Annotated in this window: 26 protein-coding genes and 1 pseudogene; 6 read left to right on the top strand and 21 right to left on the bottom strand. The window is 48.0% G+C overall.

Translation table 11 applies throughout. The features are described 5' to 3' along the window. Positions 1 to 26: 26 nt before the first annotated feature. From I2H87_RS01955 to rbsK, 3 genes are read right to left on the bottom strand one after another with little or no spacing between them, the layout of a single operon-like run. Positions 27 to 1,103, bottom strand: a complete 1,077-nt coding sequence (locus tag I2H87_RS01955; RefSeq protein WP_117551369.1) for a substrate-binding domain-containing protein — start codon at positions 1,101 to 1,103, stop codon at positions 27 to 29. A 31-nt stretch (positions 1,104 to 1,134) separates the two neighbouring features. Continuing rightward, positions 1,135 to 1,578, bottom strand: a complete 444-nt coding sequence (locus I2H87_RS01950) for an RbsD/FucU family protein (protein WP_009267116.1) — start codon at positions 1,576 to 1,578, stop codon at positions 1,135 to 1,137. Positions 1,579 to 1,625: 47 nt separating this feature from the next. Next, the gene (gene rbsK, locus I2H87_RS01945; protein WP_195609206.1) at positions 1,626 to 2,549 is read right to left on the bottom strand and encodes a ribokinase; all 924 of its coding nucleotides are present in this window, start codon (positions 2,547 to 2,549) and stop codon (positions 1,626 to 1,628) included. A gap of 355 nt (positions 2,550 to 2,904) precedes the next feature. On the opposite strand from rbsK, the gene deoC reads away from it, so the two are divergent. After that, positions 2,905 to 3,540, top strand: a complete 636-nt coding sequence (gene deoC, locus I2H87_RS01940) for a deoxyribose-phosphate aldolase (protein WP_117551373.1) — start codon at positions 2,905 to 2,907, stop codon at positions 3,538 to 3,540. A 122-nt stretch (positions 3,541 to 3,662) separates the two neighbouring features. Here the strand turns inward: deoC and I2H87_RS01935 are convergent, their stop codons facing one another. Both I2H87_RS01935 and I2H87_RS01930 read right to left on the bottom strand, forming a co-directional pair. Beyond that, positions 3,663 to 4,169, bottom strand: a complete 507-nt coding sequence (locus I2H87_RS01935; protein ID WP_022151572.1) for a cell division protein FtsX — start codon at positions 4,167 to 4,169, stop codon at positions 3,663 to 3,665. Between the two features lie 17 nt (positions 4,170 to 4,186). Then, the gene (locus tag I2H87_RS01930) at positions 4,187 to 4,648 is read right to left on the bottom strand and encodes an RNA polymerase sigma factor (protein ID WP_009267121.1); all 462 of its coding nucleotides are present in this window, start codon (positions 4,646 to 4,648) and stop codon (positions 4,187 to 4,189) included. 200 nt (positions 4,649 to 4,848) lie between these two features. Between I2H87_RS01930 and I2H87_RS01925 the strand changes: the two genes are divergently transcribed. Continuing rightward, positions 4,849 to 5,646 (top strand): Uma2 family endonuclease, encoded by a 798-nt coding sequence (locus I2H87_RS01925; RefSeq protein WP_054704359.1) that lies wholly within the window; start codon positions 4,849 to 4,851, stop codon positions 5,644 to 5,646. Positions 5,647 to 5,702: 56 nt separating this feature from the next. Here I2H87_RS01925 and I2H87_RS01920 read toward each other — a convergent pair whose 3' ends face one another. From I2H87_RS01920 to I2H87_RS01865, 12 genes are all read right to left on the bottom strand, one after another. Further along, positions 5,703 to 6,605, bottom strand: coding sequence for a dihydroorotate dehydrogenase (locus I2H87_RS01920; RefSeq protein WP_195609205.1), 903 nt, complete (start codon positions 6,603 to 6,605; stop codon positions 5,703 to 5,705). Further along, complete coding sequence (locus I2H87_RS01915; RefSeq protein WP_117551377.1) at positions 6,605 to 7,387, bottom strand: dihydroorotate dehydrogenase electron transfer subunit; 783 nt, start codon at positions 7,385 to 7,387, stop codon at positions 6,605 to 6,607. Before I2H87_RS01915 ends, I2H87_RS01920 begins: the two co-directional genes overlap by 1 nt. Positions 7,388 to 7,409: 22 nt before the next feature. Next, positions 7,410 to 8,336, bottom strand: coding sequence for an orotidine-5'-phosphate decarboxylase (gene pyrF / locus I2H87_RS01910; RefSeq protein WP_195609204.1), 927 nt, complete (start codon positions 8,334 to 8,336; stop codon positions 7,410 to 7,412). Positions 8,337 to 8,402: 66 nt separating this feature from the next. Further along, positions 8,403 to 10,220, bottom strand: a complete 1,818-nt coding sequence (locus I2H87_RS01905) for a DUF6320 domain-containing protein (RefSeq protein WP_195609203.1) — start codon at positions 10,218 to 10,220, stop codon at positions 8,403 to 8,405. After that, entirely contained in the window at positions 10,186 to 11,163 is a 978-nt protein-coding gene (locus tag I2H87_RS01900) for an alpha/beta hydrolase (RefSeq protein WP_022151950.1), read from the bottom strand. The genes I2H87_RS01905 and I2H87_RS01900 overlap by 35 nt, the downstream gene beginning before the upstream one ends. A 263-nt stretch (positions 11,164 to 11,426) precedes the next feature. Next, positions 11,427 to 11,996 carry a biotin transporter BioY gene (locus I2H87_RS01895; protein ID WP_022151949.1) on the bottom strand — a complete coding sequence of 190 codons (570 nt, stop codon included), beginning with the start codon at positions 11,994 to 11,996 and terminating at the stop codon, positions 11,427 to 11,429. A gap of 105 nt (positions 11,997 to 12,101) precedes the next feature. Continuing rightward, positions 12,102 to 12,716 (bottom strand): ABC transporter permease, encoded by a 615-nt coding sequence (locus I2H87_RS01890; RefSeq protein WP_022151948.1) that lies wholly within the window; start codon positions 12,714 to 12,716, stop codon positions 12,102 to 12,104. After that, a complete protein-coding gene (locus tag I2H87_RS01885; protein ID WP_054704344.1) occupies positions 12,713 to 13,483 on the bottom strand; it encodes an ABC transporter ATP-binding protein in 771 nt (256 codons plus the stop codon). The genes I2H87_RS01890 and I2H87_RS01885 overlap by 4 nt, the downstream gene beginning before the upstream one ends. Positions 13,484 to 13,521: 38 nt before the next feature. Beyond that, positions 13,522 to 14,457: a glycine betaine ABC transporter substrate-binding protein gene (locus I2H87_RS01880; RefSeq protein ID WP_195609202.1), complete on the bottom strand. Its 936-nt coding sequence runs from the start codon at positions 14,455 to 14,457 to the stop codon at positions 13,522 to 13,524. A 113-nt stretch (positions 14,458 to 14,570) separates the two neighbouring features. Continuing rightward, positions 14,571 to 15,212 carry an ABC transporter permease gene (locus I2H87_RS01875; RefSeq protein WP_195609201.1) on the bottom strand — a complete coding sequence of 214 codons (642 nt, stop codon included), beginning with the start codon at positions 15,210 to 15,212 and terminating at the stop codon, positions 14,571 to 14,573. A gap of 158 nt (positions 15,213 to 15,370) precedes the next feature. Then, complete coding sequence (gene nrdR / locus I2H87_RS01870) at positions 15,371 to 15,820, bottom strand: transcriptional regulator NrdR (protein ID WP_009267134.1); 450 nt, start codon at positions 15,818 to 15,820, stop codon at positions 15,371 to 15,373. Between the two features lie 82 nt (positions 15,821 to 15,902). Further along, complete coding sequence (locus I2H87_RS01865) at positions 15,903 to 16,163, bottom strand: YlmC/YmxH family sporulation protein (protein WP_009267135.1); 261 nt, start codon at positions 16,161 to 16,163, stop codon at positions 15,903 to 15,905. 202 nt (positions 16,164 to 16,365) lie between these two features. Here I2H87_RS01865 and I2H87_RS01860 point away from each other — a divergent pair, with 202 nt between their 5' ends. From I2H87_RS01860 to I2H87_RS01845, 4 genes are all read left to right on the top strand, one after another. Further along, on the top strand, positions 16,366 to 16,791 hold the full coding sequence (locus tag I2H87_RS01860) for a DUF3783 domain-containing protein (protein ID WP_195609200.1): 426 nt from the start codon (positions 16,366 to 16,368) through the stop codon (positions 16,789 to 16,791). A 153-nt stretch (positions 16,792 to 16,944) separates the two neighbouring features. Next, positions 16,945 to 18,276 (top strand): magnesium transporter, encoded by a 1,332-nt coding sequence (gene mgtE / locus I2H87_RS01855; protein ID WP_022151944.1) that lies wholly within the window; start codon positions 16,945 to 16,947, stop codon positions 18,274 to 18,276. A gap of 17 nt (positions 18,277 to 18,293) precedes the next feature. After that, on the top strand, positions 18,294 to 18,857 hold the full coding sequence (locus I2H87_RS01850) for a TetR/AcrR family transcriptional regulator (protein ID WP_195609199.1): 564 nt from the start codon (positions 18,294 to 18,296) through the stop codon (positions 18,855 to 18,857). Between the two features lie 111 nt (positions 18,858 to 18,968). Continuing rightward, entirely contained in the window at positions 18,969 to 20,936 is a 1,968-nt protein-coding gene (locus I2H87_RS01845) for an oleate hydratase (protein WP_195609198.1), read from the top strand. A gap of 119 nt (positions 20,937 to 21,055) precedes the next feature. On the opposite strand, the pseudogene I2H87_RS14060 reads toward I2H87_RS01845, so the two are convergent. The 4 genes and pseudogenes from I2H87_RS14060 to I2H87_RS01825 form a co-directional block, all read right to left on the bottom strand. After that, a pseudogene (locus I2H87_RS14060) lies at positions 21,056 to 21,960 on the bottom strand (hypothetical protein). 344 nt (positions 21,961 to 22,304) lie between these two features. Next, positions 22,305 to 22,862, bottom strand: coding sequence for a manganese efflux pump MntP (locus I2H87_RS01835; protein ID WP_195609197.1), 558 nt, complete (start codon positions 22,860 to 22,862; stop codon positions 22,305 to 22,307). Between the two features lie 229 nt (positions 22,863 to 23,091). Beyond that, on the bottom strand, positions 23,092 to 24,057 hold the full coding sequence (locus I2H87_RS01830) for a flavodoxin family protein (protein WP_009267143.1): 966 nt from the start codon (positions 24,055 to 24,057) through the stop codon (positions 23,092 to 23,094). 325 nt (positions 24,058 to 24,382) lie between these two features. Continuing rightward, positions 24,383 to 25,846 carry an apiosidase-like domain-containing protein gene (locus I2H87_RS01825; protein WP_022151937.1) on the bottom strand — a complete coding sequence of 488 codons (1,464 nt, stop codon included), beginning with the start codon at positions 25,844 to 25,846 and terminating at the stop codon, positions 24,383 to 24,385. Positions 25,847 to 25,868: the final 22 nt, after the last annotated feature.

Below are 25,868 nucleotides of genomic sequence, written 5' to 3'. Positions count from 1 at the left end.
CTCTCTTTTCAACACTTTCCTCTGTTCTATTTTTTCAGACGTGTCGGATCTAACAGATCCTGCATCTCGACGTCGTCCATATTGTCTTTTGTAATGACAACCGGCGGGCAGTTCACCTGTTTTTCACTCTCCGGATTCTCTCCGTTGATCAGTGTAAGGATTGCATTTTCCATACATTTATATCCCTGTGCATATGCGTCCTGTACAACGATCGCATCCAGGTATCCGTCGCGGAGCGCGGTGATCTCTGTATCATCGGAGTCAACAGCCACGTTCACGATCTTGTCCGCAATTCCGGATCCCTGCACTGCCAGGCACACACCGTCGCCTGTGATGTTATTTCCGGAATACATTCCCATCAGCTTGTCGCCGTATGTAGAAATGATATTTTCCGCATTGGACTGTGCCGTCTCAACAACGTTTCCATTATAATATGTATCGGTCAGTTCCAGTCCCGGCGCATTCTTTTCCATATAGGAACGGAAACTGTCTACACGATGGTTCAACGCTTCATTTTCTACGTTTGTATTCATACCAAGCACACCCGAGTCTGTGGAAATTCCTTTTTGCTCTGCGATTTCAAGGAACGCTTCCGCTGCCATCTCGCCGATCGTATCGTTGGAGCAGTAATAGAACTGGTTATAAGTTTCTTCATTTGCACCGTCATCGCCAACGCCGAGACCGCAGTTTACGAAGTTCAGTACAATCCCTGCATTGGTCGCTTCCTGTGCTTTCGGCACAGTCGCGTCGATCGCCAGCGTTGCCGTCACGATCGCATCCGGCTGTTTTGCGATACACTGTTCAAATGCGGTTACATACTCTTCCGTCTGGCTTTCTTCTGCCGGTCCTACAGTTGAAAAATCAATGGTAACGCCATGTTCTTCTTCCATATCTTTCATCGCATTTTCAATTCCGATCCCTACATAAGTCCAGAACTGCGACGCTGTGGACGGCGTCAGATATACGATCGTATACTTCTCGCCTTTTCCGCCGTCGCCGCCTTTTTCGGGAGCTTCACCGGAATCGCCGCCTTTGCTGCATGCCGCAAGAGAGAGCACCATCGTTCCTGCAAGTACCGCTGCCAACACTTTTTTCATCTTCATAAATCTTTCCTCCTTTTTTGTTTTTCTTTGTTTATAAAACGCCTTTCTGCATGATAAAGCATCCATACGGCTGTCTTTCGCTTGTACATACCGTCACATATGCTTTTCCTGCTTTTTCATAAAATTTTGTCCGCTCGATCTCTCCTACCTGTTTGACGCTGTAACCGTTTTTCTCCACCGCTGCGATCGCGTCGTCCCACACTTTCGGACGTTCGATCGTGATCCCCGCGTCTTTATCCGGAACCATATACTCTACCGGATGTTCGCAATAATCGGCATCCAGCGGCATCAGCTGCAGGATCGCGTCGATCATCTCCGCCGCAGTATTTCCTTTCGCCTGAATACTGATCCCTCCCGGCGTCTTTGTGACCGGCGGATAAAAATCATCCGCGATGATGATCAGATCTCCGTGCCCCATATCCGCAAGCGCTTTCAACAGATCCGATCCGATTCTTGTAGGTATTCCTTTTAACATCTCTTTTTCCCCTTTCTTTTTATTCTAAAGTCCGCCGACTTTATTTTCTATTTGTGCTCTTCCAAAAATGCTTCGATCTCTTCCAGTTTCGGCATCGACGGCGTTGTTCCTAATTTTTGTACCGAGAGCGCCGCCAGTCCGTTTGCAAACCGAACCGCTTCCCATATATCTTTTCCTTTCGACAATGCCGCCAGCAGACCGCCGTTGAATGCGTCTCCTGCTCCGGTCGTATCCACCGCATCCACTTTAAATGCCGGAACGATCTCTTCCTTACCGTCCGAGGAAACAAACACGCCTCTGGATCCCAGTGTGATGATCACTTTTTCCACACCTTTTTTGTAGAAATATTCCGCCGCTTTGTGTGCGGATTCCAGATCTTCCACATGGACTCCGGTCAGTTCCTCCGCCTCCACTTCATTCGGCGTCACCATATAAACCTTGGAGAGAAATTCATCGGATATTTTGGAATATGGCGCGGTATTGACGATCACCTTACATCCGTAACGATTTGCCATATCCACAACCCGTTCATTGGCGTCCTGATTTACTTCTAATTGAAGCAGTACGTATTCGCTTTCTTTGATCTGTTCCTCGATGCTGTCAACTTCCGCATCCGTGATCGTATTGCAGGCACCCGGAACAATGATGATCTCATTCTGACTTGTATTCTCATCTACAAGGATCAACGCGATGCCGGTCTCCGTCTCCTCCGTAAAAAAGAGACTGTCTTTCGGCATACCCAACTCATCCATCGCATCCGTTGCAACATTTGCAAAACTGTCTTTTCCGAGTTTTGTCACCATCACAACATCCGCGCCTGCCTTGTGCGCCGCAACGCACTGATTAAATCCTTTTCCTCCCGGTCCCATCTTGAACATAGAACCTTTCACCGTCTCTCCCGATACCGGAAGATGCGGACTTCTTGCCATCAGATCGACTACAAAGCTACCAAATACAACAACTTTGCCCATTTTCTTTTCCTCCTGTCTGCTCCGTCTCTTCTTTCGTCGGTCGTTTTATTTATAACCGACAAAATTTATGAAACTTTTTATAAAACCGCTTTCATATTTTCTAATCTCACAATAGCACTGCTTTTTCCGATAGTCAATCTTTTTTATTTCTTTTGTGATAGAAACGTCAATTTCACCATCTTTTTCATATATTTTTAGTGCATTTCGCACATATATTTTCGATTTTTATTTATCAAACCGGTTTCAATTGTATTTTAGGATAACCTATGCTATAATTGCAATATCAAGTAAAGAAGAAACTCATTCTTTACATATTCTATCTTTTTAATCCATCATTTTTATTAGGAGGTACATTATGAACATCGCAGAAAGAATCGACCATACCGTATTAAAAGCGGACGCTACGAAAGAAACCGTCATCCGCTACTGTAAGGAAGCAAAGGAATATGGATTTGCTTCCGTCTGCGTCAACACCTGCCACACCGCGCTCGTTGCGTCTGAATTGAAAGGAAGCAATGTAAAGACATGCTGTGTTGTCGGTTTCCCACTTGGAGCAATGCTCACTTCTGCCAAGGCTTTTGAAGCGGCGGAAGCGGTCAAAGCCGGAGCTCAGGAAGTAGACATGGTGATCAATGTCGGCGCTGTGAAAGATAAGGACTGGGATTTTGTAAGAGAAGATATCCGCGCAGTCGTGGAAGCATCCAAACCGGCGATCGTAAAAGTCATCATCGAGACTTGTCTGCTGACTGATGAAGAAAAAGTAAAGACTTGCCAGCTTTCCGAGGAAGCCGGCGCCGCATTTGTAAAGACGTCCACCGGATTTTCCACCGGCGGCGCCACCGTCGAGGATATCCGGCTGATGAAAGAGACCGTCGGCGATCGTCTGGAGGTGAAAGCCAGCGGCGGCATCCGCACACGGGAATTTACGGAAGAACTGATCGAAGCCGGCGCGGACCGGATCGGTGCGGGAAACGGTGTGATCCTGCTGTAAGCGGTTTTTGATCCGGGATATTTTTTAAGTCGTACACAACGAAACGGGAGAAAGCAATATTTTCGTCTGCTCTCTCCCGTTTTTTGTTTTACATATTTAGCGTCGGTATACAAGTGGAAAACTTATTTCAATTCACTCAGATCGGAGACCATCCGGACTCCCTCTACATTTTCGATCGCCTCCCGCACTTCCTTTGTATTCGCGCTCAATTCAACCGTTAATTTATAGTTAAAAGAGTCCGCCAAAGGATTTTCGTCAAATTCCTGTGCCAGTTCCGGATCGTCCGCAAAATATTCTGCCTGGAAATCCGCCCACGCCTGCTCTCCCGGCACATATTCCACTTCGGAAACACCCTCGATCGCCCGGAATGCCTCCCCCGCTTTCTTAAGCTGTTCTTCCGTCACATCCGCTTCAAAAAATACCCGGAGATTTTTCGCCTGATAGACGGCATAAGAGGTCGTTCCGACCGACAGGATCAACGCCCCCGCTATCACAGCCGCGGCAATTTTCGGATACCGGAATGTACGGTTTTTTTGTTTCTTTCCGCTTACGTTTTTTCGAAGTTCCTGCGCCATCGCCTCCGGCATCGTAATAGAATCCATCACAGATTTTAATTGTTTTTCTGTCATTGTTTTCGCTCCTTTCCCTACTCGGTCAACTTCGCCCGCAGCGCTTCTCTCCCGCGCTGCAGCCGTTTCTTCACGGCGTTTTCGGATAACCCTGTGATCCCTGAAATCTCTTTGATCCGATACCCCTCCAGATAATAAAGGACAAGAATACTTTTTTGCTGCGCCGGGAGGGCAAATAATTCCCGCAATATATTCTCATCTTCCGGACCGGCGATCAGTTCTTCGATCTCGCCCAGTTCCAGATAACTGTGCCGTTTCCTGAATCTGAAAAAATCAAGGCACAAATGATGTGTCACCTGCAAAAGCCACGCTTTTTCATGTTCTTCATCTGCAAATACAGGAGCCTTTTCCAGATAGCGGATGAACGCTTCCTGAAGGATATCCTGCGTATCGTGCCGGTTTCCGACCTGAACATATACCGCGCGGTAAAGCAGATTTCCATATTTCTTTATTATGTCATCGATATGTTTCTTCTCCATAAGGTTATCCTCCTCTTTCACCTTATACACGCGCCGGATATTCAAAAGGTGACTTGGATTTTATTTTTCCTTTCTTTTCCTCTCCATTTTTCTTTTTGGTTATTTTTTTACTTGTTTTCGGTTGATTTTTTATTCTTTTTCGGTTATTATATGGTTATAGTATTCACAGGAGATTTTTAAATTTTACCGGGAGGGATTTTATGACCATTCAGGAAATGAAAGAGAAAAAGAAAGAGATCGGCTACACCTATTCACAGATTGCGGAGTTATCCGGCGTCCCTTTGGGCACAGTCCAGAAGATTTTCAACGGCTCCACATCCTCACCGCGCTACGATACGCTGCGCGCATTGGAGAAAGTATTTCAGCTTTCTTTTGACGAACCGAAGAAGCCTACCGACATGATCCGGGAAGCTTCCGCCCCCTATTTCGTCAAAAAGCAGGGAGACTATACACTGGAAGATTATTATGCCATTCCGGACGACATCCGTGTGGAACTGATCGACGGCGTGATCTACGATATGTCCGCCCCGACTTCCGTTCACCAGCTGCTCACCGGCTTCCTTTTCACACAATTTATGAATCATGTTATGAAAGAAAAAGGAAGCTGTCTTCCGATCGTCTCGCCGATCGACGTACAGTTGGACTGCGACGACCGCACCATGCTTCAGCCGGATGTAGTGATCGTATGCGACCGCAAAAAAGTCGTCCACCGCTGTGTGTACGGCGCGCCGGACTTTGTCCTGGAAATCCTTTCCCCGTCCAGCCGGAAGAAAGATTCCATCATCAAGCTGAACAAGTATATGAATGCCGGAGTGCGGGAGTACTGGGTCGTCGATCCGGAGAAACGCTTGGTGCTTGTTTACGATTTTGAGCACAACAATTTCCCGATCATTTACGGATTCGACAGCCAGATCCCTGTCCGCATCTGGGAGGAAAAGTTAGTACTGGACTTCCGGGAAGCAAGCGATCATATCCAATTTCTATACGAAGACCGCTGATCCAAGATAAAACAGGGAGAGCCAAACGCTCTCCCTGTCCTGTCTTTCCCAAACAATTATTTTACAATTCCAACCATATCTGCCACGGATGCAAATCCCTGCGCTTCCATATATTTTTCAATTCCATCCACGATCTCCATCGTCACTGCCGGATTGTAGAAATTGGCGGTTCCGACCGATACCGCGCTTGCCCCTACAAGAAGCATCTCGATCGCATCCTCTGCCGTCGCGATACCGCCCATTCCGATGATCGGAACGTTTACTGCATTTACCGCTTCATACACCATGCGGACTGCGATCGGATGGATTGCCGGTCCCGACACGCCGCCGGTCTTATTTGCCAGCACAAATGCTTTTCTCTGAATATCCACTTTCATTCCGGTCAACGTATTGATCAGGGATACCGCATCGGCTCCGCCCGCTTCGACCGCTTTCGCCATCTCCGCAATGCTTGTGACGTTCGGGCTCAGTTTCATAATTACCGGCTGTTTTGCATATTTTTTCACCGCTTTTGTGATCGCCTCGGCAGCTTTCGGATCCTGACCGAATGCGATGCCGCCCTCTTTTACGTTCGGACAGGAAATATTGATCTCCAGCATGTCCACATCTTCGTCTGCAAGACGTTCCACAACTTCACAATAATCTTCCGTTGATTTACCGCATACATTCACAATGATCTTCGTGTCATACTTGCGCAGGAACGGAATATCCCGCTCACAGAACAGATCGATCCCCGGATTCTGCAGACCGACCGCATTCATCATTCCGCCGTAAGTCTCTGCCACACGCGGAGTCGGATTTCCTGCCCACGGGATATTCGCAACGCCTTTTGTCGTCACCGCACCGATCCGGTTCAGATCCGCAAACTCCGCAAACTCCGCGCCGGAACCAAATGTACCTGACGCAACCGTCACCGGATTGTTCCACTCCACTCCGGCAATATTTACTTTCATATCCATCAGAGTTCCACCTCCGTTGACAAGAATACCGGACCGTCCTTACAGATCCGCTTATTGTTGACATTTGTGTGATGATCTTTTTCTTTGGATTTGCAGACGCACGCCAGACATGCTCCGATCCCGCACGCCATGCGCTCTTCCAAAGAAATATAGCATACAATATTATTTTCCTCGGCATACTGCTTGATCGCACGCAGCATTGGAGTCGGTCCGCAGGCATAGATCATATCCGCTTCCAGCGCCTGTTCCCGGATCGCATCCATCACATTTCCTTTTGTGCCGACGCTTCCGTCTTCTGTGGAAATATAAACCTCGCCGTTCTGCTCAAACTCCTCTTTCAGAAATGTCTGCGAGTCCCGATAGCCGACAACGATCTGCTTTTTCTCACATCTCATCTGCTTTGCAAGCTCCAAGATTGGCGGAACGCCGATTCCGCCGCCCATCAGGAATACCCGTTTTCCGTCTGCCAGTTCGTACGGGAATCCGTTTCCGAGCGGTCCGATAATCGGAAGCGTATCTCCCGCTTTCATCTCGGAAAACTGCTTTGTCCCGGTGTTCTCCCCGGTCACACGATAAACGACCCGGAGCATCCCCTGTTCTTTATCGATCTCGCAAATGCTGATCGGACGCGGAAGCAGTTTACTTCCGTCATTTGTATACATGGAGATAAACTGTCCCGGCTTCGCCGTCTCCGCCGCCTGACAGCGGATCCACATACTAAAAATTCCATCTGCAAGCTGTTCCTGCAATACGACAACAGCCTGTTCTCTCTGTCTTTCCATCTTCACTCTTCTCCCGCCTGCTTTATTTCTGCTCCAATGCACCGCGAATATCAGCAACCATCGCTTCTACTGCTGCCCTGGAAGCATCACCGAAGTTCTCTGTTCCGAATTTCGCATAGGCTTCCTGCTTGTATGCCGCAATGATCCCTCTGGATGAATTGACGATCGCCCCCAGTCCGTCTTCATTGAAGAAATGTACCAGATCTTTTCCCTGTCCGCCCTGCGCGCCGTATCCCGGCACAAGGATGAATGATTTCGGCATTACTTTTCTGAGGACTTTTCCCATCTCCGGATAAGTCGCGCCCACAACTGCGCCGATATAGCTGTAAGAATCTCCCATACACTCCGCGCCCCACTCGGCAACTTTCTCGCCGACCAGTTCGTACAGCGGACGACCGTCGATCAGGCGATCCTGGAACTCTCCGCTGGATGGATTTGACGTCTTCACAAGGATAAAAAGTCCTTTCTTTTCTTCTTTGCAGACGTCGATAAACGGATTCACGCCATCGGAACCAAGATATGGGTTGACTGTCACGAAATCTTCATCAAACGGAACATATTCTTTGCTTCCCACTTTTACTTTTCCGAGATGTCCGACCGCATAAGCCGCGGAAGTGGAGCCGATGTCTCCGCGCTTAATGTCTCCGATCACGACAAGCCCTTTTGATTTACAGTAATCCACGGTCTTTTTGAACGCCTGAAGTCCCGGGATCCCGAACTGCTCATACATCGCGATCTGCGGTTTCACTGCCGGGATCAAATCATACGTCTTGTCCACGATTTCTTTATTAAACTGCCATACAGCCTCAGCCGCGCCCTCCAAAGTCTCGCCAAATTCGGCAAATGCCTTTTTCTGTACATGCTCCGGAATGTAGTTCAGCATCGGATCCAGTCCGACTACAATCGGCGCGCCTGTCTTTTTAATATTTTCTACCAGTTTGTTAATCATTTTCTTATCCTCCTGATTGAGTTCTCTTTTTCTAGTTTACCACAATTTTCATAGACATGGAATGTCTTATACATGAAACTTCTTATGCATCTCTTCCCGGAATTCTTTCCATTTGAACAGCACGATCCCGATCAGGAACAGGAAGCAGACTCCGATTCCGATCAGACTCGGCCATTCCAGCTGAACCGCCCCGAATACAAGAAGCAGAAGCGGCACGACCAAACCATATCCCGCCGCCATGACGAGATAGATCATATATTCTTTCGCAGGATAACGCCGGATCGCAGAGATCACGACCATTGCCAGCAAGATTCCCATACTCACGATCGGAAGCACAAAATCCACCGACCATCCGCGCCATCCGGTCAAATAATCCCAAAGGATACTGACCCCCGTTACGATCACGAGCTGCCACATCGCATTTTTTAAAAGATTATGCCGCTTAAAAAATCCGATCGTCGTGGCAAGCCACATACTCGCCGTACCTCCCGCCGTAAACAACGTCCAGCGAACGGTCGGTTTGTAGCTGAAATCCAAGTCGATCATAAACACGATCGCAGCAAGACAAAGAAACGTGAAAATCTTGTAAATCCGCATTTCCAGTTCCCGCGGTGTCTCCGGCTCCGGGAATTCCTCCTCCACCGATCTGGATGAAATCCCCTGCTCTTTTAAGATCCGGTAAAAATTACGCTGGATATTTTCCGTGTCAAATCGTGAGGTAAATCCAAGCGACAGCTGATCGCCGAACGAACAGACACAAAGTTCCATCTTCGGTGTGCTTGTGTACACTCCGAACCGTTCAATATACGGAACATATTCTCCGGGCATGACGACGGAACTCATATTGGAAAAGATCGCCGTCGTGTTCTTCTCCGAGAATTTTGCTCCCGCGTGGATGCAGAGGTTTTTCAGTTCCGCCGGCGCAAATTTCAGAACCGGATGCATTTCCAGCGCGATCAGTTCGTTCATATGCTCCGCGATCTTCTCCTTTGTCAGCTTGTCTTTAAAATCTGTTTTCACCTTTGCGAGGATCTCTTCAAATGTCCCCGCTTTCTCCCCAAAATGATACCCTGATTCGATCCAGCTGAAAAAGTTCAGCATCGAATCGGACGGGAAAAATTTCCTGAGATTGACCGGTACCATCAGGACGACCGGATCTTTCTCCTGAAGTCTTGTCATTTCCTCGTGGATTGCCTGGATCATCGCCGCCGAGAGCAGCACCGTCATCGATACCCCCAATTCCCTCGACCGCTTCAGCACTTCCGAGACCGACAAGATCCGCTCCCTCACCTGCAGCGGTCCGTTTTCTTTCCGCGGTTTTTTCAGCTGATACGCTCTCTCTTTCTTCTGCCGCGGTTTCTTTGTATTCTTTGTATAGTATTTTACAAATCCGTCATTTTCCTGATCCTGTACCGTCACGTCCTCCGCCCGGAGTTTTACGTCCGTAAGCCCGTCGTCTTTGTGCGCCAGATACAGATAATTTTTCACCAGCTCCCGCAAAAATTCCGTTGCTCCGGTCCCGTCGGTCAGCACATGGAACACTTCAAAATTGATCCGCTTCTTATAATATGTCACTTCAAACAGCAGGCTCTTTTTATCCCGGATATAAAGACGGCTGCACGGTTCTTTATACTCCTCCCTCACTTCCGGATGAAGACTGCTCATTTCCAGATAACTCCAGAACAACCCTTTCCGTATCACTGACAGAAACACCGGATATGTCTCCACCGTCTGATCCAGCGCTTTCTGCAGGATCTCCTTTTTTACCTCTTCCTTTAGCTCACAGTAAAACCGAAACACACGGGTATCCCGCTTTGTGCTCGCTGCCAGAAAGAGCTTTGCCGCATTGTCAAGCTTTCTCCAGCGTGCCCTTTTCTGATTCACTGTCGTCCCTCCTTAAAAATGCCTTGATATACTCAAGGCTCTCCCTGACTGCCTGATGCCGGACTCCCAGTGCAAAATATCCATGCAGCGCATCCTTGATCCGATGCATTTCCACTTGATTCCCCGCCTCTTCCAGTCTGTTTCCGTATGCCTCGCCCTCATCTCTGAGCGGATCGAATTCCGCCGTCAAGATCAATGTATCCGGCTGGTCTTCCAGATTTTCTTCCAGATACGGCGCAAAATACGGGTTTTGAAAATCTGCTTCCTTTCCCGCATACAAATGTATATAATCCTGCATCTTGCCCGCCGTCAAAAGATAGTCGCTTCCATTTTCTTTCACCGACGGAAACGGCGACGCTTCGGAATAATCATTGTATGTCGCCGGGTACATCAAAATCTGTCGTTTCGGGAAAAAATCTCCCCGGTCTCTCGCCAGAAGCGACACCGCGGCTGCCAGATTCCCCCCGGCGCTGTCGCCGATCAGCGTGATCCGCTCCGGATCCAGACGCAGTTCCCGGTAATCGGTAAAAAGCCGCTTCGCCGCCGCATAACAATCTTCCAAACCTGCCGGAAATTTATGTTCCGGTGCAAGACGATACTCCACCGCCGCAACAAGATGCCCTGTCTCACCGGCAAGCCGCGCACAGATCCGCTCATAAGTATCGATACTCTCCGTCACCCATCCGCCACCGTGAAAGAACAGTAAAACATCCGGGTTCACCAGGATTTTATTTTCATATGCATTTTTCATTTCTTCGTCCGAAAAGAAAAGCCGCACCGGCACTTCATGTTCTCCGTTGTATATCTTTTCATCGGTTGTTTTATAAAAAATCTTCATCGGATCCAGACGCTTCAGATCCGCCAGATGGCGCGACGCCTCCACCTCGATCCCGTCAAAAGACAATGCTTTCAAAATCATACGTGCTGCATGGTTCATCGGCATAGTATTTCTCCTTTCTCTATGTACGCATACCAACATCAATGTATCAAGAACATGCGCTTCTCGGCTCGCAGAGCCCAGCCGCGGATATCCCCTTGTGCACTGACATTACGCAACTTATTATACTTGGAAAACCGGACAATGTAAAGAAAACGTCCGCAAATCGTTATCCACATCCCATCAAAAAAATCGGGGAAAAATCCACAATTTTGCGGATTTTTCCCCGATTTTTTCACACTTATCTCTCACTTATATACGGCTCATTTTTATGCCGTCTGCAAAACTGCCGCAAGCCGGCTCCTCACCTGAAGCCCGAGTATCGCTGCCGCCACGGCTTTGATCACGGCTGTCGGGATAAACGGCAGTACGCACGCTGTAATTCCGGTCCATACCGAAGCGTCCATCAACACACAATACATTGCAACGCCGACCGCATAATTTGCCACGGTTCCGAGAACCAAAAACAGAGAAAACATCCCTTTCTGCTTTTTCTTTTCCACACCCAATCCGATCAAATACGCCATGATCGGGAACGACAGCAGAAATCCGCCGGTCGGTCCGATGAGATACTGAACGCCTCCGCCCATATTGGAAAAGACCGGAACGCCGACCGAACCGATCAGCAGATATACGACCATGGAAACCGCGCCGCGTTTTGAACCTAAGATCACGCCCGCCAAAGTCACGGCAAATGTCTGCATCGTCATCGGCACTCCCATCGGCATCGGAATGGAGATCTGTGCCATGACTGCCGTCAATGCAGCCATGATCGCCACACTGCATATATCCTGAATTGAAAATCCGGAACGGGTTGTTGTTTGTTTCGTTGTCTTCATATAAATTTTCCTCCACTGTACTTCCTAAGTCTGAGGATAGTATACAATCCGCCCTTTCGATTGTCAACCCATTTCTCTCCATAAGTTAACATTTAACCTCAACGGTTAACTTTCCAGCCTCTTTTCCAGACATTTCAGCACCGCATTGACTCCAAGAGCCAGCACTGCCGAAAGAATGCTTCCTAAAATGATCTTGTTAAAATTCATTGTGCGGAGTCCGTCAAACAATAAGGTTCCCAATCCGCCCGCATTGATCATCGCAGCGATCGTTGCGATCCCGATCGTCGACACGACGGAAAGTTCTATGCCGGTAAACAATGCCTTTTTTGCCAGCGGGATCTGTACTTTCACAAGAATCTGAAACGTACTCATCCCGATCCCGCGCGCCGCCTCGGTCACTCCGGAATCGACGCCGAAGATCCCCGCCGTAAAATTACCGAGCAGAAGATATTGGTTGTAAGCAGTCAGAACGATCACCGTCGTCGTCATTCCCAGCCCGGTCAGTGGAATCAGAAGCGCAAACAACGCCAGACTCGGAATCGAATAGATCACCGAAAAAATCTGGATCAATGCTTCCCCGAATCTCCGAAAATACACTGCCAGAATGGTCAATACCGCCGCGATCAAAAGAGAGAACACCAATGTCACCGCCAAAATCTGCAGATGTTCCGCAAGCGCGCGCAGCAGATCGTCATAATGGCGTGTCAAATACTGGATCATAACAATTCCTCCCAAAGCCGCTCCTGTTCTCTTGCGGAACGGATCAGCGTTTCCACAAACGGATCCTCCGGATGTTGTACGATCTCCCGGGGTGTTCCAAACTGACACACTTTTCCCTCGTTCATCACAAGGATCCGGTTTCCGAGTTTTAATGCTTCGTTGATGTCATGGGTCACGAGCAGAAAGGTCTTCGGCATCTCCTGATGGACTTTCAAAAGTTCATCCTGCAGTACCGACCGCGTGATCGCATCCAGCGCTCCGAACGGCTCATCCAGCAGCAGGATCTTCGGATCTGCCGCCAGAGCCCTCGCAAGTCCTACCCTTTGCTGCTGCCCGCCGGAGAGCTGTCTTGGATAGCGTTTTCCATATTGCTCCGGATCCAGCCCCGCCATCGTCAGCAGTGCTTCCACACGCTCCTTGATCTTTCCCGGTTCCCATTTCAGCATCTTCGGTACGATACTCACATTTTCCGCAACCGTCATATGAGGAAACAGTCCGACTTGCTGGATCACATAACCGATTTTCCGGCGCAGCTCCATCGGATTCTCCTTTGCGATCGGTTTCCCGAACAGCAGGATCTCCCCGGAATCCGGTTCATACAGACGGTTGACCATTTTCAGAAGCGTCGTCTTTCCGCAGCCGGAAGAGCCGAGGATCGTGATAAACTCGCCCTCCCTAATCGTAAGCGACACATCGGAAACCGCCGGTTTTCCCGCCCCTTTAAATTTTTTACTTACCTGTCGAAATTCAATTGCTGTATCTTTCATTTCTTTTGTTCCTTATTTTCCTGTATTCTGCTTTCTTTCTATTCTCCGCTCAGGTTCTCCTCAAAAAACGCTTCCGCAACGTCCTCGTATTCTTCTTTCTCCACATCGACTTTCGCGTTCAGCTGTGTCACAGTCTCTGTATCCAGCGCTGCGCTGACTTCATTCAGTACATCCGCAACATCCGGATGCGCCTCCAGAACTTCATCCCGCACGACCGGAGCCAGATTGTATGGCGGCCATGCATGCTGATCATCTTCCAGCAGTGTATACAATTCCGTCTGCGCCAGCGGTCCGTCCGTTGTATAGACCGGGGTCACGTCTGCTTCATCATTTTTCAAAACTTCGTATTTCAGACCGCTGTCATATACTTTCGACGACTGCCAGTCAAACGCGCCGTATACTTTTTCCAGTCCCGGAAGCCCGTCCTCCCGCTCGTCAAATTCTCCCTGCGACGCAAACCGGAGTTCTGACGCATGTTTCTGCAGATCGGAGATTGTCCGGATCCCGAGTTCTTCCGCCACTTCCGTACGCACTGCCAGTCCCTGCCCATCGCTTGCCTTTGAATAATCCAGCCATGTCAGCTGAAACTGCTTTTCATATTCTTCTTTTACCGTGTCATATACTTCCTGCGGATCGGTGATCATATCCATCCCGAGCACGGAAAGCAGTCCCGTCCCGGTATACTCCGGATACAGATCGATCTCATCATTGATCAGCGACGTATGGACAACCGATCCCGCGATATTAAAGACCCGATCCACCTCGTAGCCTGCATCTTCCAATGCCAATGCGTAAATCTCCGCAACGATCAGCCCCTCTGTAAAATCTTTCGATCCGACACGGATCACATCCTCTTTTCCGGAATCTCCGCACGCCGCCAGTGACAATACCATCACGCCGCCAAGCGCGGCGGCCGCGATCCGTTTTCCGATTTTCTTTCCATTGATCTTCTTCTCTTTCTCTCTTTTTCTCATATCCATCGTACCTCCTTGATGTTCTCTTCTTCTCTCTGCCGCGGCTTATATCCCATGTCCGGAAGTTCCCCGACTGTTCCCTTGCCGCATCTGAAATTCTGCATTTTCAACGTTTACGCCGCTGCCGGCTGTAGCTTCATCAAAAGCCGGAACACCATCCCCGCTGCCAGTGACAGCAGTGCCACCGAGATCCCGCCGATCAAAAGCAGATCCGTCCGGTTCAGCCCGAGCCCCGTCAATATGATACCGCCCAGCCCTCCGGCTCCGATCTTCGCCGCGATCGTCGCGCTGGCGATGATCTCAATCGCCGCAGTCCGCATTCCGGTCAGGATCATCGGCATCGCAAGCGGCACTTTTACTTTCCAGAACATCTGCCGTTCTGTCATCCCCAGCCCCTCTGCGGTCTCCAGCATAAATGCCGGAACTTCCGAAAATCCTGCTGCCGTATTCATCAATATCGGCGGTACAGCCAGTAAAACCAGCGCCGTCATCGCCGGGCGCACGCCGGTTCCAATCACCGGGATCAAAAGGATCAGGATCGCAACGCTCGGAATGATCCGAAGCACCTGAAATGCTCCGGTGATCCACCGTTCCCATTTTTTCCGGCATACACATAAATATCCCAACGGAATCCCGATCACGGACGCAGTCAGAAGCGCCAGCACACTGATCATAAAATGTTCTTTGACACACAATAAATATTCTGCGCCGTTTGTCTCAAAATACATCCGGATCCCTGTCCAAATCTCTGTCATATTTCTTTCACCTGCCTTAACTTAAAGCGTGCCGGACACACGCCGATCGAGTTCAACGCAAAAATGCCGCAACAACTCTTTTCCAGTTATTCTGCGGCATTTACAGCGCAGGTTCGGGCAAATCGATGAAATCCCGCCCGCACCAACACTTATTTTTATTATTCCAAAAATGTTTTCAATTCATCCATAAATGTGTTCACATCTTTAAACTCACGGTATACCGATGCAAACCGGACATAAGCAACCGGATCCAGCAATTTCAGCTTGTCCATCACGATCTCACCGATCAGATTGCTCGGGATCTCCTTTTCCTCCCGGTTCACAACTTCCAGCTCGATCTCATCCACCGTCCGTTTGATGTCTTCCGCTGAAACAGGACGCTTATAGCAGGCTCGCAGTACGCCAGCCTCGATCTTGGAACGGTCGAATGCCTCCCGGTTGTTGTCCTTTTTGATCACGATCAGAGGAATCGTCTCTACCTTTTCATATGTCGTAAAACGTTTTCCGCATTCGTCGCAGGAACGTCTTCTGCGAATCGAATTGTTATCGTCAGCCGGTCTGGAGTCGATGACCCGCGTATCCGGATTTCCGCAATAAGGGCACTTCATAAATTTGCTCCGCCTTTCTCCTTTGTTTGCTATAAACTGATTATACACAAGGTCTTTGCTTTTTGCAAAATATTTCATCTTTTTAAGACGAATTTTTATGAAGAAATTTCTCTTCCTGAATCTCCACCAACACGATATCCGGTCCGATCTTCCGGATGCACGCAAACGGAATGACATATTCACATTCCGTTCCGAGAAATCCCCATATTTTCCCCGGACCCGGAATGATCACGGCTTCGATCTTCCCCGTGCAGACGTCAAACTCCAGATCTACAATACACCCGAGTCTCTTGCCGTCACAGATATTGATCACTTCTTTTTCCCGGAGTTCGCACAAACGCATTCCCTTTGCTCCTGCTTTCCCTTTCTTTCAGAATATGAACCTCCGAAGTCGTTTGTGACTGTTCTTTCCGAATTGTTCTTTCCAAATTGTTTCTTTCCGGATCTCAGCCCTTTTCTTTCCCTTTCAAATCCATTACAATACTATCAGGATAAGATCCCAACCGATTTGATCTTCCCAAAAAAGAAAAGGAGTATCTTGATTTATGAAAGAAACGATTTTATTATTCAACCTTGCAGATAAACAAACACGCCGCAAAGTGGAACTTGCATTGTTTCCACTCAAACTACGTCTGCGTTATATTCCAAAGGATCAGTATAACCAGCCTCTCGGCGCCCTTGCCGGGCTTGGCGACGTCCCACCCTGCGAAGCATGTTATGAGGGGGAAGAACTTCCCGACACGATGTTGGTTTTTGCCGGTCTCTCCGATGCAAGACTGAACCAGGTTCTGTTGGCCTTACGCCGCAGCAAATCCGGAACCTTTCCTTATAAAGCGATCCTGACCCCGACCAATCAATTCTGGACTGCACCGGAATGTTTTGCGGAAATAGCCCGGGAGCACGAATTGATGCACACAGAAACACCGATGAATCAACCGACCGATCTGTCTGTCAATCTGCCGAAAAATTGATTGACACTTTTTACCTTTTTGCGCTAAAATGAGTTTTCAAGAGATTTTATTCTAAAAATGATCATAAAAGGGAGGTGAGCAGCATGGATGCAGGAGCCAGTTATCACTCGTGGACTTTATTTAACAATCTAAGATCGAAAAGGAGTATTCATTATGGACAAGACAATTTTCATGGAACTCTTACACGCCCGCGAGTTCAAGGCTGTAAGGAGTATTTTGAATGTCATGAATGCTGTAGACATTGCTGCTCTCATGACCGAACTGGAAGATAAAGAACTCGCCCAGGCATTTCGCCTGATACCCAAATCGAAAGCCGCTGATGTTTTTGCGGAGATGAACAGTTCGATGCAGTCTTACCTTGTAAAAATATTTACGGAAGACGAATTAAAGGATCTGTTAAACGAACTGTTTCTGGACGATACGGTCGACTTATTGGAAGACCTCCCGGCAAACCTTGTCACAAGGATCCTGGAAAATGTGGACAGTGAGAAGCGCAACCGTATCAACCAGCTGCTGAATTATCCGGAGGACAGCGCCGGAAGTGTCATGACAACAGAATATGTCGATCTTCGGAAGCATACTACGGTGCGGGAAGCATTAGCACATATCAAGCAGACCGGGATACACAAGGAAACGATCTACACTTGCTATATTCTGGAAAACCGCCGTCTGCTCGGAATCGTCACCGCCAAAGATCTGATGACCATGGATGACGATCTGACAATGGAAGAACTGATGGAGACTGAGATCATCTCCGTATCCACCCATACCGATCAGGAAGAAGTCGGCCGGCTTTTTTCCAAATATGGTCTGCTGGCGCTCCCGGTACTGGATCTGGACGGACTGATGGTCGGCATCGTCACATTTGACGACGCCATGGACGTGATCGAAGAAGAGACCACCGAGGATATGGCATTGATGGGCGCCGTTACACCGAGTGAAAAGCCTTACTTCGAGACTTCCACGTTGGAACACGCGAAAAATCGTATCGTCTGGCTGCTCGTACTGATGATCTCCTCCACATTTACCGGCATGGTGATCACCCGATATGAGGATGCGTTTGCCGTCGTGCCTCTCCTTGTTTCTTTCATTCCGATGCTGATGGACACCGGTGGAAACTGCGGTTCTCAGAGTTCCACGCTGATCATCCGCGGGCTTGCACTGGACGAGATTAAGCTGAGTGACGTATTTCGTGTGCTGTTCAAAGAGTTCCGCATTTCCCTAATCGTAGGCGCGGCGCTTTCCCTTGCAAATGGTCTGCGTATCTGGATCATGTACAAAAGCGTAACGCTCGCGGTCGTTGTGTCGCTGTCACTCATGGCGACGATCATCATTTCCAAACTGATCGGAGGACTTCTGCCACTCTTTGCGAAAAAACTGCACTGCGACCCGGCGATCATGGCCGCTCCGCTGATCACTACGATCGTGGACGCCTGCTCGATCATCATCTATTTCCGGATCGCCACTTTGATTTTCCATCTGTAAAGTCCGGAGGTTTTTACATGTCACATACGACCAAACAGGATCTGGAAGCGTCCTTAAAAAAGCTTCTTCTTGAAAAACCGTTGGATAAGATCACGATCCAGGATCTGACCAACGACTGCGGCATCAGCCGTATGGCTTTTTATTATCATTTCAAAGATATTTACGATCTGGTGGAATGGTCCTGTCTGGAGGACGCGACCAAAGCGCTCCAGGGAAAAAAGACATATGCCACATGGCAGGAGGGATTGCGGCAGATTTTTGAAGCCGTTCTGGCAAATAAGCCGTTTATCCTGAACGCCTACCATTCCATCAGTCGGGAACAGATCGAAAATTATCTGTTCAAACTGACCTACGCGCTGATTGCCGATATTGTCCGGGAGCAGGCAGAGGGAACCGGACTTTCCGAGGACGCCACAAAATTTATCGCCGATTTTTATAAATACAGTTTCGTCGGCGTCATGCTGGACTGGATCAAACAAGGTATGAAAGCTGATTATGACGAACTTGTCGATCATATCAGCACGACGATGCACGGCAATATTTTCAATTCCATACAGAACTTTACAAAACAGGGGAAATGATCAAAATCTTTACATTTCCCCTGTTTTGTAAATTGTAAATGTGTACAGACTATCTTATGATCAGTGCAACCATTAAAAAACATACTTCTATCAGAAAGGCGGTCTTATACAATGAAAAAGAAAAATATCGCGGTCGGCGCTGCCACACTTGCCGCTGCCGGTGTCGGTGCTGCAGCACTTTTGAAGAAAAAATCACAGAATGAAGCAACATCTCATTCGGAATCAGCAGTGAGAAAGGATTCGAATTACCGCAACACAGAACTTGGGAAACATGAGAAAAACAAAAAGGGAATTTATTATACAAACGGCAATTACGAAGCATTTGCCCGTCCGGAAAAGCCGGAAGGCGTCGATGAGAAAAATGCTTACATCGTCGGCAGCGGTCTTGCCGCACTCTCCGCAGCCTGCTTCCTCGTCCGCGACGGACAGATGCCGGGATCTCACATCCATATTCTGGAAGCAATGGATGTAGCCGGAGGTGCCTGCGACGGAATCGAAGATCCGACCCGCGGTTATGTCATGCGCGGCGGACGTGAAATGGAAAATCATTTCGAGTGCCTTTGGGATCTGTTCCGCAGTATTCCCTCCCTCGAAACTCCCGGTGTGTCGGTTCTGGATGAATATTACTGGCTGAACAAACACGATCCGAACTATTCGCTCTGCCGCGCTACGATAAACCGCGGTCAGGATGCACACACCGACGGGAAGTTCAATTTGAGCCAGAAAGGCTGTATGGAGATCATGAAATTGTTCATGACAAAAGACGAAGATCTCTATGACAAAACCATCGAAGACGTGTTTGACGATGAGGTATTCAGTTCCACATTCTGGCTGTACTGGCGGACGATGTTCGCATTTGAGAACTGGCACAGCGCATTGGAAATGAAACTCTACTTCCAACGTTTTATCCACCATATCGCCGGACTTCCGGATTTCAGCGCATTGAAATTTACCAAATATAATCAGTATGAATCCCTGATCCTTCCCATGCAGAAGTATCTGGAAAATGCCGGTGTTGATTTTCAATTCAATACCGAAGTGACGAATGTAGTCTTTGAATTTAAAGACGGCAAAAAGATTGCAAGCGCGATCGAGTGTAAAGTCAAAGGTGTCGAAAAGGGCATTCTTCTGACAGAAAACGATCTTGTCTTTGTCACAAACGGAAGCTGTACAGAGGGGACGATCTACGGCGATCAGAACCACGCTCCGAACGGCGACGCCGAAGTACGCACAAGCGGCTGCTGGAATCTCTGGAAAAATATCGCCAGACAGGATCCCTCATTCGGACACCCGGAAAAGTTCTGCTCCGATATCGCCAAAACAAACTGGGAATCCGCAACGATCACCACGCTGGATGAAAAGATCATTCCTTATATCACCAACATCTGCAAACGTGATCCCCGCACCGGAAAAGTAGTGACCGGAGGCATCGTCAGCTGTATGGACTCCAAATGGCTGATGAGTTGGACGATCAACCGACAGGGACAATTTAAAACACAGGACAAAGACAAAGTCTGCGTCTGGGTTTACGGATTGTTTACCGATGTTCCCGGTGATTTTATTAAAAAACCGATGAAAGACTGTACCGGAAAAGAGATCACCGAGGAATGGCTGTATCATCTTGGCGTACCGACTGATCAGATTGAAGATCTCGCAGAAAACAGCGCAGTCTGCGTACCGACCATGATGCCGTATATCACTGCATTCTTCATGCCGCGCACAAAGGGCGACCGCCCGGACGTCATTCCGGATGGCTGCGTCAACTTTGCGTTCCTCGGTCAGTTTGCCGATACGCCGCGGGATACGGTATTTACAACCGAATATTCGGTACGTACCGCAATGGAAGCCGTTTACGGACTGCTCGGCGTGGATCGCGGCGTGCCGGAAGTCTGGGGCAGCGTCTATGATATCCGCGAACTGCTGGACAGCTCCGTAAAACTGATGGACGGAATGTCACCGCTGGAAATCCAACTCCCCGGTCCATTGAATGCCTTGAAGAAACCACTGATCAAACTTGTAAAAGGCACCGTCATTGAAAAAGTGCTGCGCGATCATCAAGTTCTGAAAGATTATATGTAAATACTTGATAGAGCGTTGGATCTGCTGACGCTTCCCTCCCTTTTTGCCAGAGGTGTCTGCCGCAATTCATTTTACGGCATGCACCTCTCCTTTCTTTTCCTCATATTCCCTTATTATCTCTATTCCAAAATCTGCTTTACTTTCTCCTCGCTGATTCCGCAAATTTCGGCAATTTCTTTCGAAGACTTTCCTGTCTGCGCCAACTTAAAAATCCGTTTTGCAAGAAGTAACGCTTTCTCCTCTCCTTCACGGAGACCGGATTCTCTTCCTTCACGTCGTCCCTCTTCCCATGCCTCTTCACGTTCCATCCGTATATGCTTTTCCTGATCATATTCAAAGATACTCATCGCTTTTGCCTCCGCTCTGTGTTTCTCCAGAAATTCTTTTAAGATTCCCTCTTCTATACACTCGCAAATTGCCAGCTCCACCGCATCTTCCAGACTCATTTTCTCTGTATACTTACGGATCTTATCTGTGTAAATCGCATATTCTTTCAGCGTCCGACAAGCTTCTTTCAAATTCTGATTATGTGTTCCGTTGATATTCAGCATCGTCGCTTCCAACTCCAACTTATAGGACTTCTCTTTCACCGTATACATATCAGATAGACGCAGCACCTGGCGATCCGGACAGTCTTTTCTGCCATTATAGAAAATAATAAACTCCGGCGTCGGAATCTCCACGAGCCTTGTTCCGTACAAATTGTATACGTCGACTGATGCTCATAGAGAGAAAGCCTGCCGTCAATCAGAAACGAAACATCATTCTTGATCGACATGTAAATGGCATTTTCCAGTGTATTGATTTCCAAAAGTTCCGGGTCTGTATAATGTTTTCCACTAATTGCATTATAAAGTTCCAACAGATTTTTCTTGTCCTCAAACAGCATAATGAATACCGTTGATTTGAATGTCCGGTTGACTGCCGGCATCGTCGCCTTACTTTTTTCTACATGATCATTTTGTGCCATGTTTCCATTTGTCGCAGCGTTGCTGCTTGTTACCATGTTTTCATTGTTTTCCATATGCAATTCCTCCTGTGTAATGATCGTGCAGAAAGAATCAATAGTTGGATATATCGAAAACATTTCGCCGCTTCAAATAGCAGCAAGTACGTCGCTTTCTTTCCGAAAAATTCTCTCTGCTGTTGTAAATGAAACCAAAAGCATTGAGATTTTCCGGATGTGTCAATAGAATGTTGGACGCGGTTCGTACCGCTTAGAACGAAATCCGTCAGAAATATAATGCTTTTCCTGTATGATAGCACAGATAAACTAAAAAAGCTACACCATTCCAAAATTTCAAGTCAGCATTAATTCAATTGACCGCATTAATCTAATCATCAAATTCTCTGATCAACTTTCTATATTCAGATACTCCCCATCCCCTCTGCCAGCGTTTTCACTGCGATCAGGATCAAGATCACACCGCCGCACAACTCTGCTTTCGATCGATACCGCACACCAAACAGACTTCCGATCTTCACTCCAGCCGCTGAACAGACAAACGTGATGATCCCGATCAGACAGACTGCCGGAACGATCGCGACCTTGAGAAAGGCAAACGAAACGCCGACTGCCAGTGCATCGATGCTTGTCGCAATCGCAAGCAGGAACATGGACTTCATATCCATCGACGCATCCACGCACTCCGCATCGCTGCGTGCTTCCCGGATCATACCGCCTCCGATCAGGAGAAGAAGAACAAATGCGATCCAGTGCGACACACTTGTGATCAGATCCGTAAACATACTTCCAAGCAAATATCCGATCAGCGGCATCAATGCTTGAAATCCTCCAAACCACGCGCCTGCAATTCCCATATGCTTCCAATTGATCTTTCCTAATGAAAGTCCTTTACAGACAGACACCGCAAATGCATCCATTGATAATCCTACCGCTAAAATAAACAATTCTGCTGTTCCCATATTTTCTCCTTTCCACTTCCCATGCAACAAAAAAACTCACAGACAGCCTCTCATAAGCTGTCCATGAGTCTCATCATTTCAAGTATCACCGGGTGTTTCTCACCATTATGTCGATCATACTGCATAATCCGTCATCTTTTCAGGCTTTTGCCCGGACACGCGATCATGCCGATTACTCCCTCGTAGGAATCTTTATCAATTCTACCACATCCGTTCAAAATGTCAATTCTTATTTTTCACCGACGCCGATATATTTCATTTTCAGTTCTTTTAAGTTCTCCACTTTTTTCTGTGTCATCGCACCGTCGCGGATCTCATTGGAGTGTTCCCATTTTCCGCCGTCGCGCAGTCTGGAACGGTTCTGCTGTTCTTCGGAGAATTCCACTTTGATCTCTCCGTCCACGATATCCAGTGTTCCCTCGATTCCGCAGACCGGACATTCCACTTTATTTCCGCCGAATCCGACTGTCAGAAGATCCTGATGACAAACCGGGCAGATTCCCTGTTCGTCGCCACGATAGCGGATACGCTCTTCTTCTGTCTCTGCGTTCAGCGCTTCTACGATATGAGATCCCAATGTTTTCATCCGATCCATAACGTCCGGGCGTCCGAGTACATGTTCAATATTCATCGCTCCGAAATATTTATACTGATCGATCACGTCGATTCCCATCGGGAATGTAAATTCATGCATGTTTGGCAGGGATAAGGACAGCCAGTTCTCTGTTCTTGCTCCTCCGACTGTGATCAATGCTCCGACACGCGGTTTTGTACTGCGCACATCCGGATACTGACTCGGATCTTTTCCCTCTGCGATTCCCTGTTCGATCGCCGGTCCGCGGAATGTCTTATCGTGTGCAGGTCCGATTCTGTCGCAGACTACTTTAAAGTTTCCTGTCGGTGCAAACTCGTAGGTCGGAGATCCGACGATCACTGCATCTGCTGACATCAGCGCTTCTTCGATGATATGGAAATCGTCATCTTTATGTACGCAGGCGCCTCTTCCTCTTCCGGACATCAGCCCGCCTACGCAGGCACAGCATCCTGTACAGATATGAATATTTAATTCATCGCAGCGAATAAACTCAATCTCCATTCCGGCTCTTTCACACTCAAGCAATGCTTCTTTGATCATCACTTCTGTATTGGACATTTTTCGTCCGAATGAAAAACCGACTACCTTTTTCTTCTCCATGATCTCTCCTCTTTCTCTTCAATTCATTGTACTAAAATTTCTTACTTCGGCAAAAAATTCCGCCTCCGCAGTCCACACACTGTGGAAATTTATCATTTATTATAAATGTTTCTCTTTATTTTTTCTCTCCCGTTCTTATCTATTCTTTTCAAAATAGTTTGTTTTTCGCTATTTTTTACAATGCCGACGAAAAGAAAAGACAAGAATCCGTCATTGATTCTTGTCTTTTTGTATACCCAAAGTCCGGGCTTGCCCGAGACCTTGGCGACTGCTTACAATCCCAGAATGTACCTTTTGGCACTTCCGGTGATTTCATCCTTTTACTTTACCAAACAAACACTTTCTTTAATTGTCCCTCTTTTTCCGCGTCGAAATATACTTTGTCACAGATCGGATTTTCTCCGTCCTCTTTCTTCACGATTAAAACCCAGTCTTTCTCTTTCCCTGCTTCCGGCGATTCCGCCTGCAGTTTTCCGGCTGACACTATCATCTTCTGCGCATTTTCCGTTTCTTTTCCGTCAGATGTATAGAATTTTCCGTCTCGCGGATCATACCACCAGATATAAGCGACATCTCCATACCCGGCTTTTCTAAGATCCACTTCTGCCGTACCGCCGCTTGGCAGATAAACACAGACGGTTTTGTCCGCTTCATTCAAACAACACTGCCGGTGCAGATCCATTTCCACGGAATCATTTTCTTCCGGAAGCAGATCCTGTGCCGGACGGTATGTCATGATCCGGAGATCTTCCATCAGCGCACGCAAATATTTCATCTGCTCGGCGCCCTCGCATTTCAGCGCCTCATACCAGGTCAGTCTGCTCATCGCATTTTTTTCTTTTTCGGCAATCGAACACCATACGGAACAATGTCCGTAAGTATGCCCAAAGGAACCTGCAAACAGACTCCAATACGCCCGTTTTCTCACCATCCATGATCCATGGAACGACGCGTTCACCGGAGGCCAGCTTGTAGGCATCATTTCATATGCCGGTTCTCCGTCCCACACCGGCATTACCTGCTGCCGGTCATATTCTTTTTTCACAAGTTCGTAGTTCTTCGGTTCCAGTCCATGTCCGGACTGCAGCATGATAAAACGGATCCACGCTTCTTCGTCCGTCCAGTACGACATTGTCGAACATTCCCCGGTCTCCCGTTCGTGGCAGGCATGATAGGTAATCATCAGTTTTTCCCACGCCGGATCTTTCCTATTATAATGCAGATCCTTTCCGGTGATCCCTTTTGCAAGTCCCTCTGCCATTTTTCTCCATACAGGACGATAATCCACTCCGAGATGGATCGGCTGACGGTCTCCGCCCAGACACCATAAAATATGATTCTTATTTTTGTAACGCTCGCCGATCCATTTTCCATATTGATATGCATTGGCTTCGGTCACTGTTTTTTCGTAAGTTTTACCGCCCCAGTCATGTCCGACTACGAGCTGTCCCCAGACCGGAAGCAGCAGAACATAAAATCCATATTCCGCCGCCTTGTCCAGAATCCAGTCCAGATACGAAAAATACCGCTCATTCGGCGTCAGAAGATCGTCGTCGAGGAGCGCTTTTTCTCCTGTGGGATTTCGCATCTCGATATCCCGCTCCGGATCCAGCGCCACGATCTGAAGCACGGTAAATCCCTGGCGTTTTCTCTCTTCCATAAAATAGGTCACGTCGTCCCACTTCATTCGCTGCGGCATCGTCCATGCCGTATCGGCAAGCCACACGAACGGTGTGCCGTCCGGATAGGTAAAATACCTGCCGTTTTTCGATATCTGCAATTTTTCCATTGTCATTTCCTCCTGTATCATG

It is taken from the genome of Mediterraneibacter glycyrrhizinilyticus (assembly GCF_015560805.1).
Taxonomy (GTDB): Bacteria; Bacillota; Clostridia; order Lachnospirales; family Lachnospiraceae; genus Schaedlerella; species Schaedlerella glycyrrhizinilytica_A.
Note: the sequence above shows the minus strand (reverse complement) of the source record. Positions and strands in the feature narration are given on the sequence as shown.

Excerpts from the sequence above, each read along its gene's own strand:
- I2H87_RS01955 (WP_117551369.1), bottom strand. The coding sequence starts at position 1,103 with ATGAAGATGAAAAAAGTGTTGGCAGCGGTACTTGCAGGAACGATGGTG.
- I2H87_RS01950 (WP_009267116.1), bottom strand. The coding sequence starts at position 1,578 with ATGTTAAAAGGAATACCTACAAGAATCGGATCGGATCTGTTGAAAGCG.
- rbsK (WP_195609206.1), bottom strand. The coding sequence starts at position 2,549 with ATGGGCAAAGTTGTTGTATTTGGTAGCTTTGTAGTCGATCTGATGGCA.
- deoC (WP_117551373.1), top strand. The coding sequence starts at position 2,905 with ATGAACATCGCAGAAAGAATCGACCATACCGTATTAAAAGCGGACGCT.
- I2H87_RS01935 (WP_022151572.1), bottom strand. The coding sequence starts at position 4,169 with ATGACAGAAAAACAATTAAAATCTGTGATGGATTCTATTACGATGCCG.
- I2H87_RS01930 (WP_009267121.1), bottom strand. The coding sequence starts at position 4,648 with ATGGAGAAGAAACATATCGATGACATAATAAAGAAATATGGAAATCTG.
- I2H87_RS01925 (WP_054704359.1), top strand. The coding sequence starts at position 4,849 with ATGACCATTCAGGAAATGAAAGAGAAAAAGAAAGAGATCGGCTACACC.
- I2H87_RS01920 (WP_195609205.1), bottom strand. The coding sequence starts at position 6,605 with ATGGATATGAAAGTAAATATTGCCGGAGTGGAGTGGAACAATCCGGTG.
- I2H87_RS01915 (WP_117551377.1), bottom strand. The coding sequence starts at position 7,387 with ATGGAAAGACAGAGAGAACAGGCTGTTGTCGTATTGCAGGAACAGCTT.
- pyrF (WP_195609204.1), bottom strand. The coding sequence starts at position 8,336 with ATGATTAACAAACTGGTAGAAAATATTAAAAAGACAGGCGCGCCGATT.
- I2H87_RS01900 (WP_022151950.1), bottom strand. The coding sequence starts at position 11,163 with ATGCCGATGAACCATGCAGCACGTATGATTTTGAAAGCATTGTCTTTT.
- I2H87_RS01895 (WP_022151949.1), bottom strand. The coding sequence starts at position 11,996 with ATGAAGACAACGAAACAAACAACAACCCGTTCCGGATTTTCAATTCAG.
- I2H87_RS01890 (WP_022151948.1), bottom strand. The coding sequence starts at position 12,716 with ATGATCCAGTATTTGACACGCCATTATGACGATCTGCTGCGCGCGCTT.
- I2H87_RS01885 (WP_054704344.1), bottom strand. The coding sequence starts at position 13,483 with ATGAAAGATACAGCAATTGAATTTCGACAGGTAAGTAAAAAATTTAAA.
- I2H87_RS01880 (WP_195609202.1), bottom strand. The coding sequence starts at position 14,457 with ATGAGAAAAAGAGAGAAAGAGAAGAAGATCAATGGAAAGAAAATCGGA.
- I2H87_RS01875 (WP_195609201.1), bottom strand. The coding sequence starts at position 15,212 with ATGACAGAGATTTGGACAGGGATCCGGATGTATTTTGAGACAAACGGC.
- nrdR (WP_009267134.1), bottom strand. The coding sequence starts at position 15,820 with ATGAAGTGCCCTTATTGCGGAAATCCGGATACGCGGGTCATCGACTCC.
- I2H87_RS01865 (WP_009267135.1), bottom strand. The coding sequence starts at position 16,163 with ATGCGTTTGTGCGAACTCCGGGAAAAAGAAGTGATCAATATCTGTGAC.
- I2H87_RS01860 (WP_195609200.1), top strand. The coding sequence starts at position 16,366 with ATGAAAGAAACGATTTTATTATTCAACCTTGCAGATAAACAAACACGC.
- mgtE (WP_022151944.1), top strand. The coding sequence starts at position 16,945 with ATGGACAAGACAATTTTCATGGAACTCTTACACGCCCGCGAGTTCAAG.
- I2H87_RS01850 (WP_195609199.1), top strand. The coding sequence starts at position 18,294 with ATGTCACATACGACCAAACAGGATCTGGAAGCGTCCTTAAAAAAGCTT.
- I2H87_RS01845 (WP_195609198.1), top strand. The coding sequence starts at position 18,969 with ATGAAAAAGAAAAATATCGCGGTCGGCGCTGCCACACTTGCCGCTGCC.
- I2H87_RS01835 (WP_195609197.1), bottom strand. The coding sequence starts at position 22,862 with ATGGGAACAGCAGAATTGTTTATTTTAGCGGTAGGATTATCAATGGAT.
- I2H87_RS01830 (WP_009267143.1), bottom strand. The coding sequence starts at position 24,057 with ATGGAGAAGAAAAAGGTAGTCGGTTTTTCATTCGGACGAAAAATGTCC.
- I2H87_RS01825 (WP_022151937.1), bottom strand. The coding sequence starts at position 25,846 with ATGGAAAAATTGCAGATATCGAAAAACGGCAGGTATTTTACCTATCCG.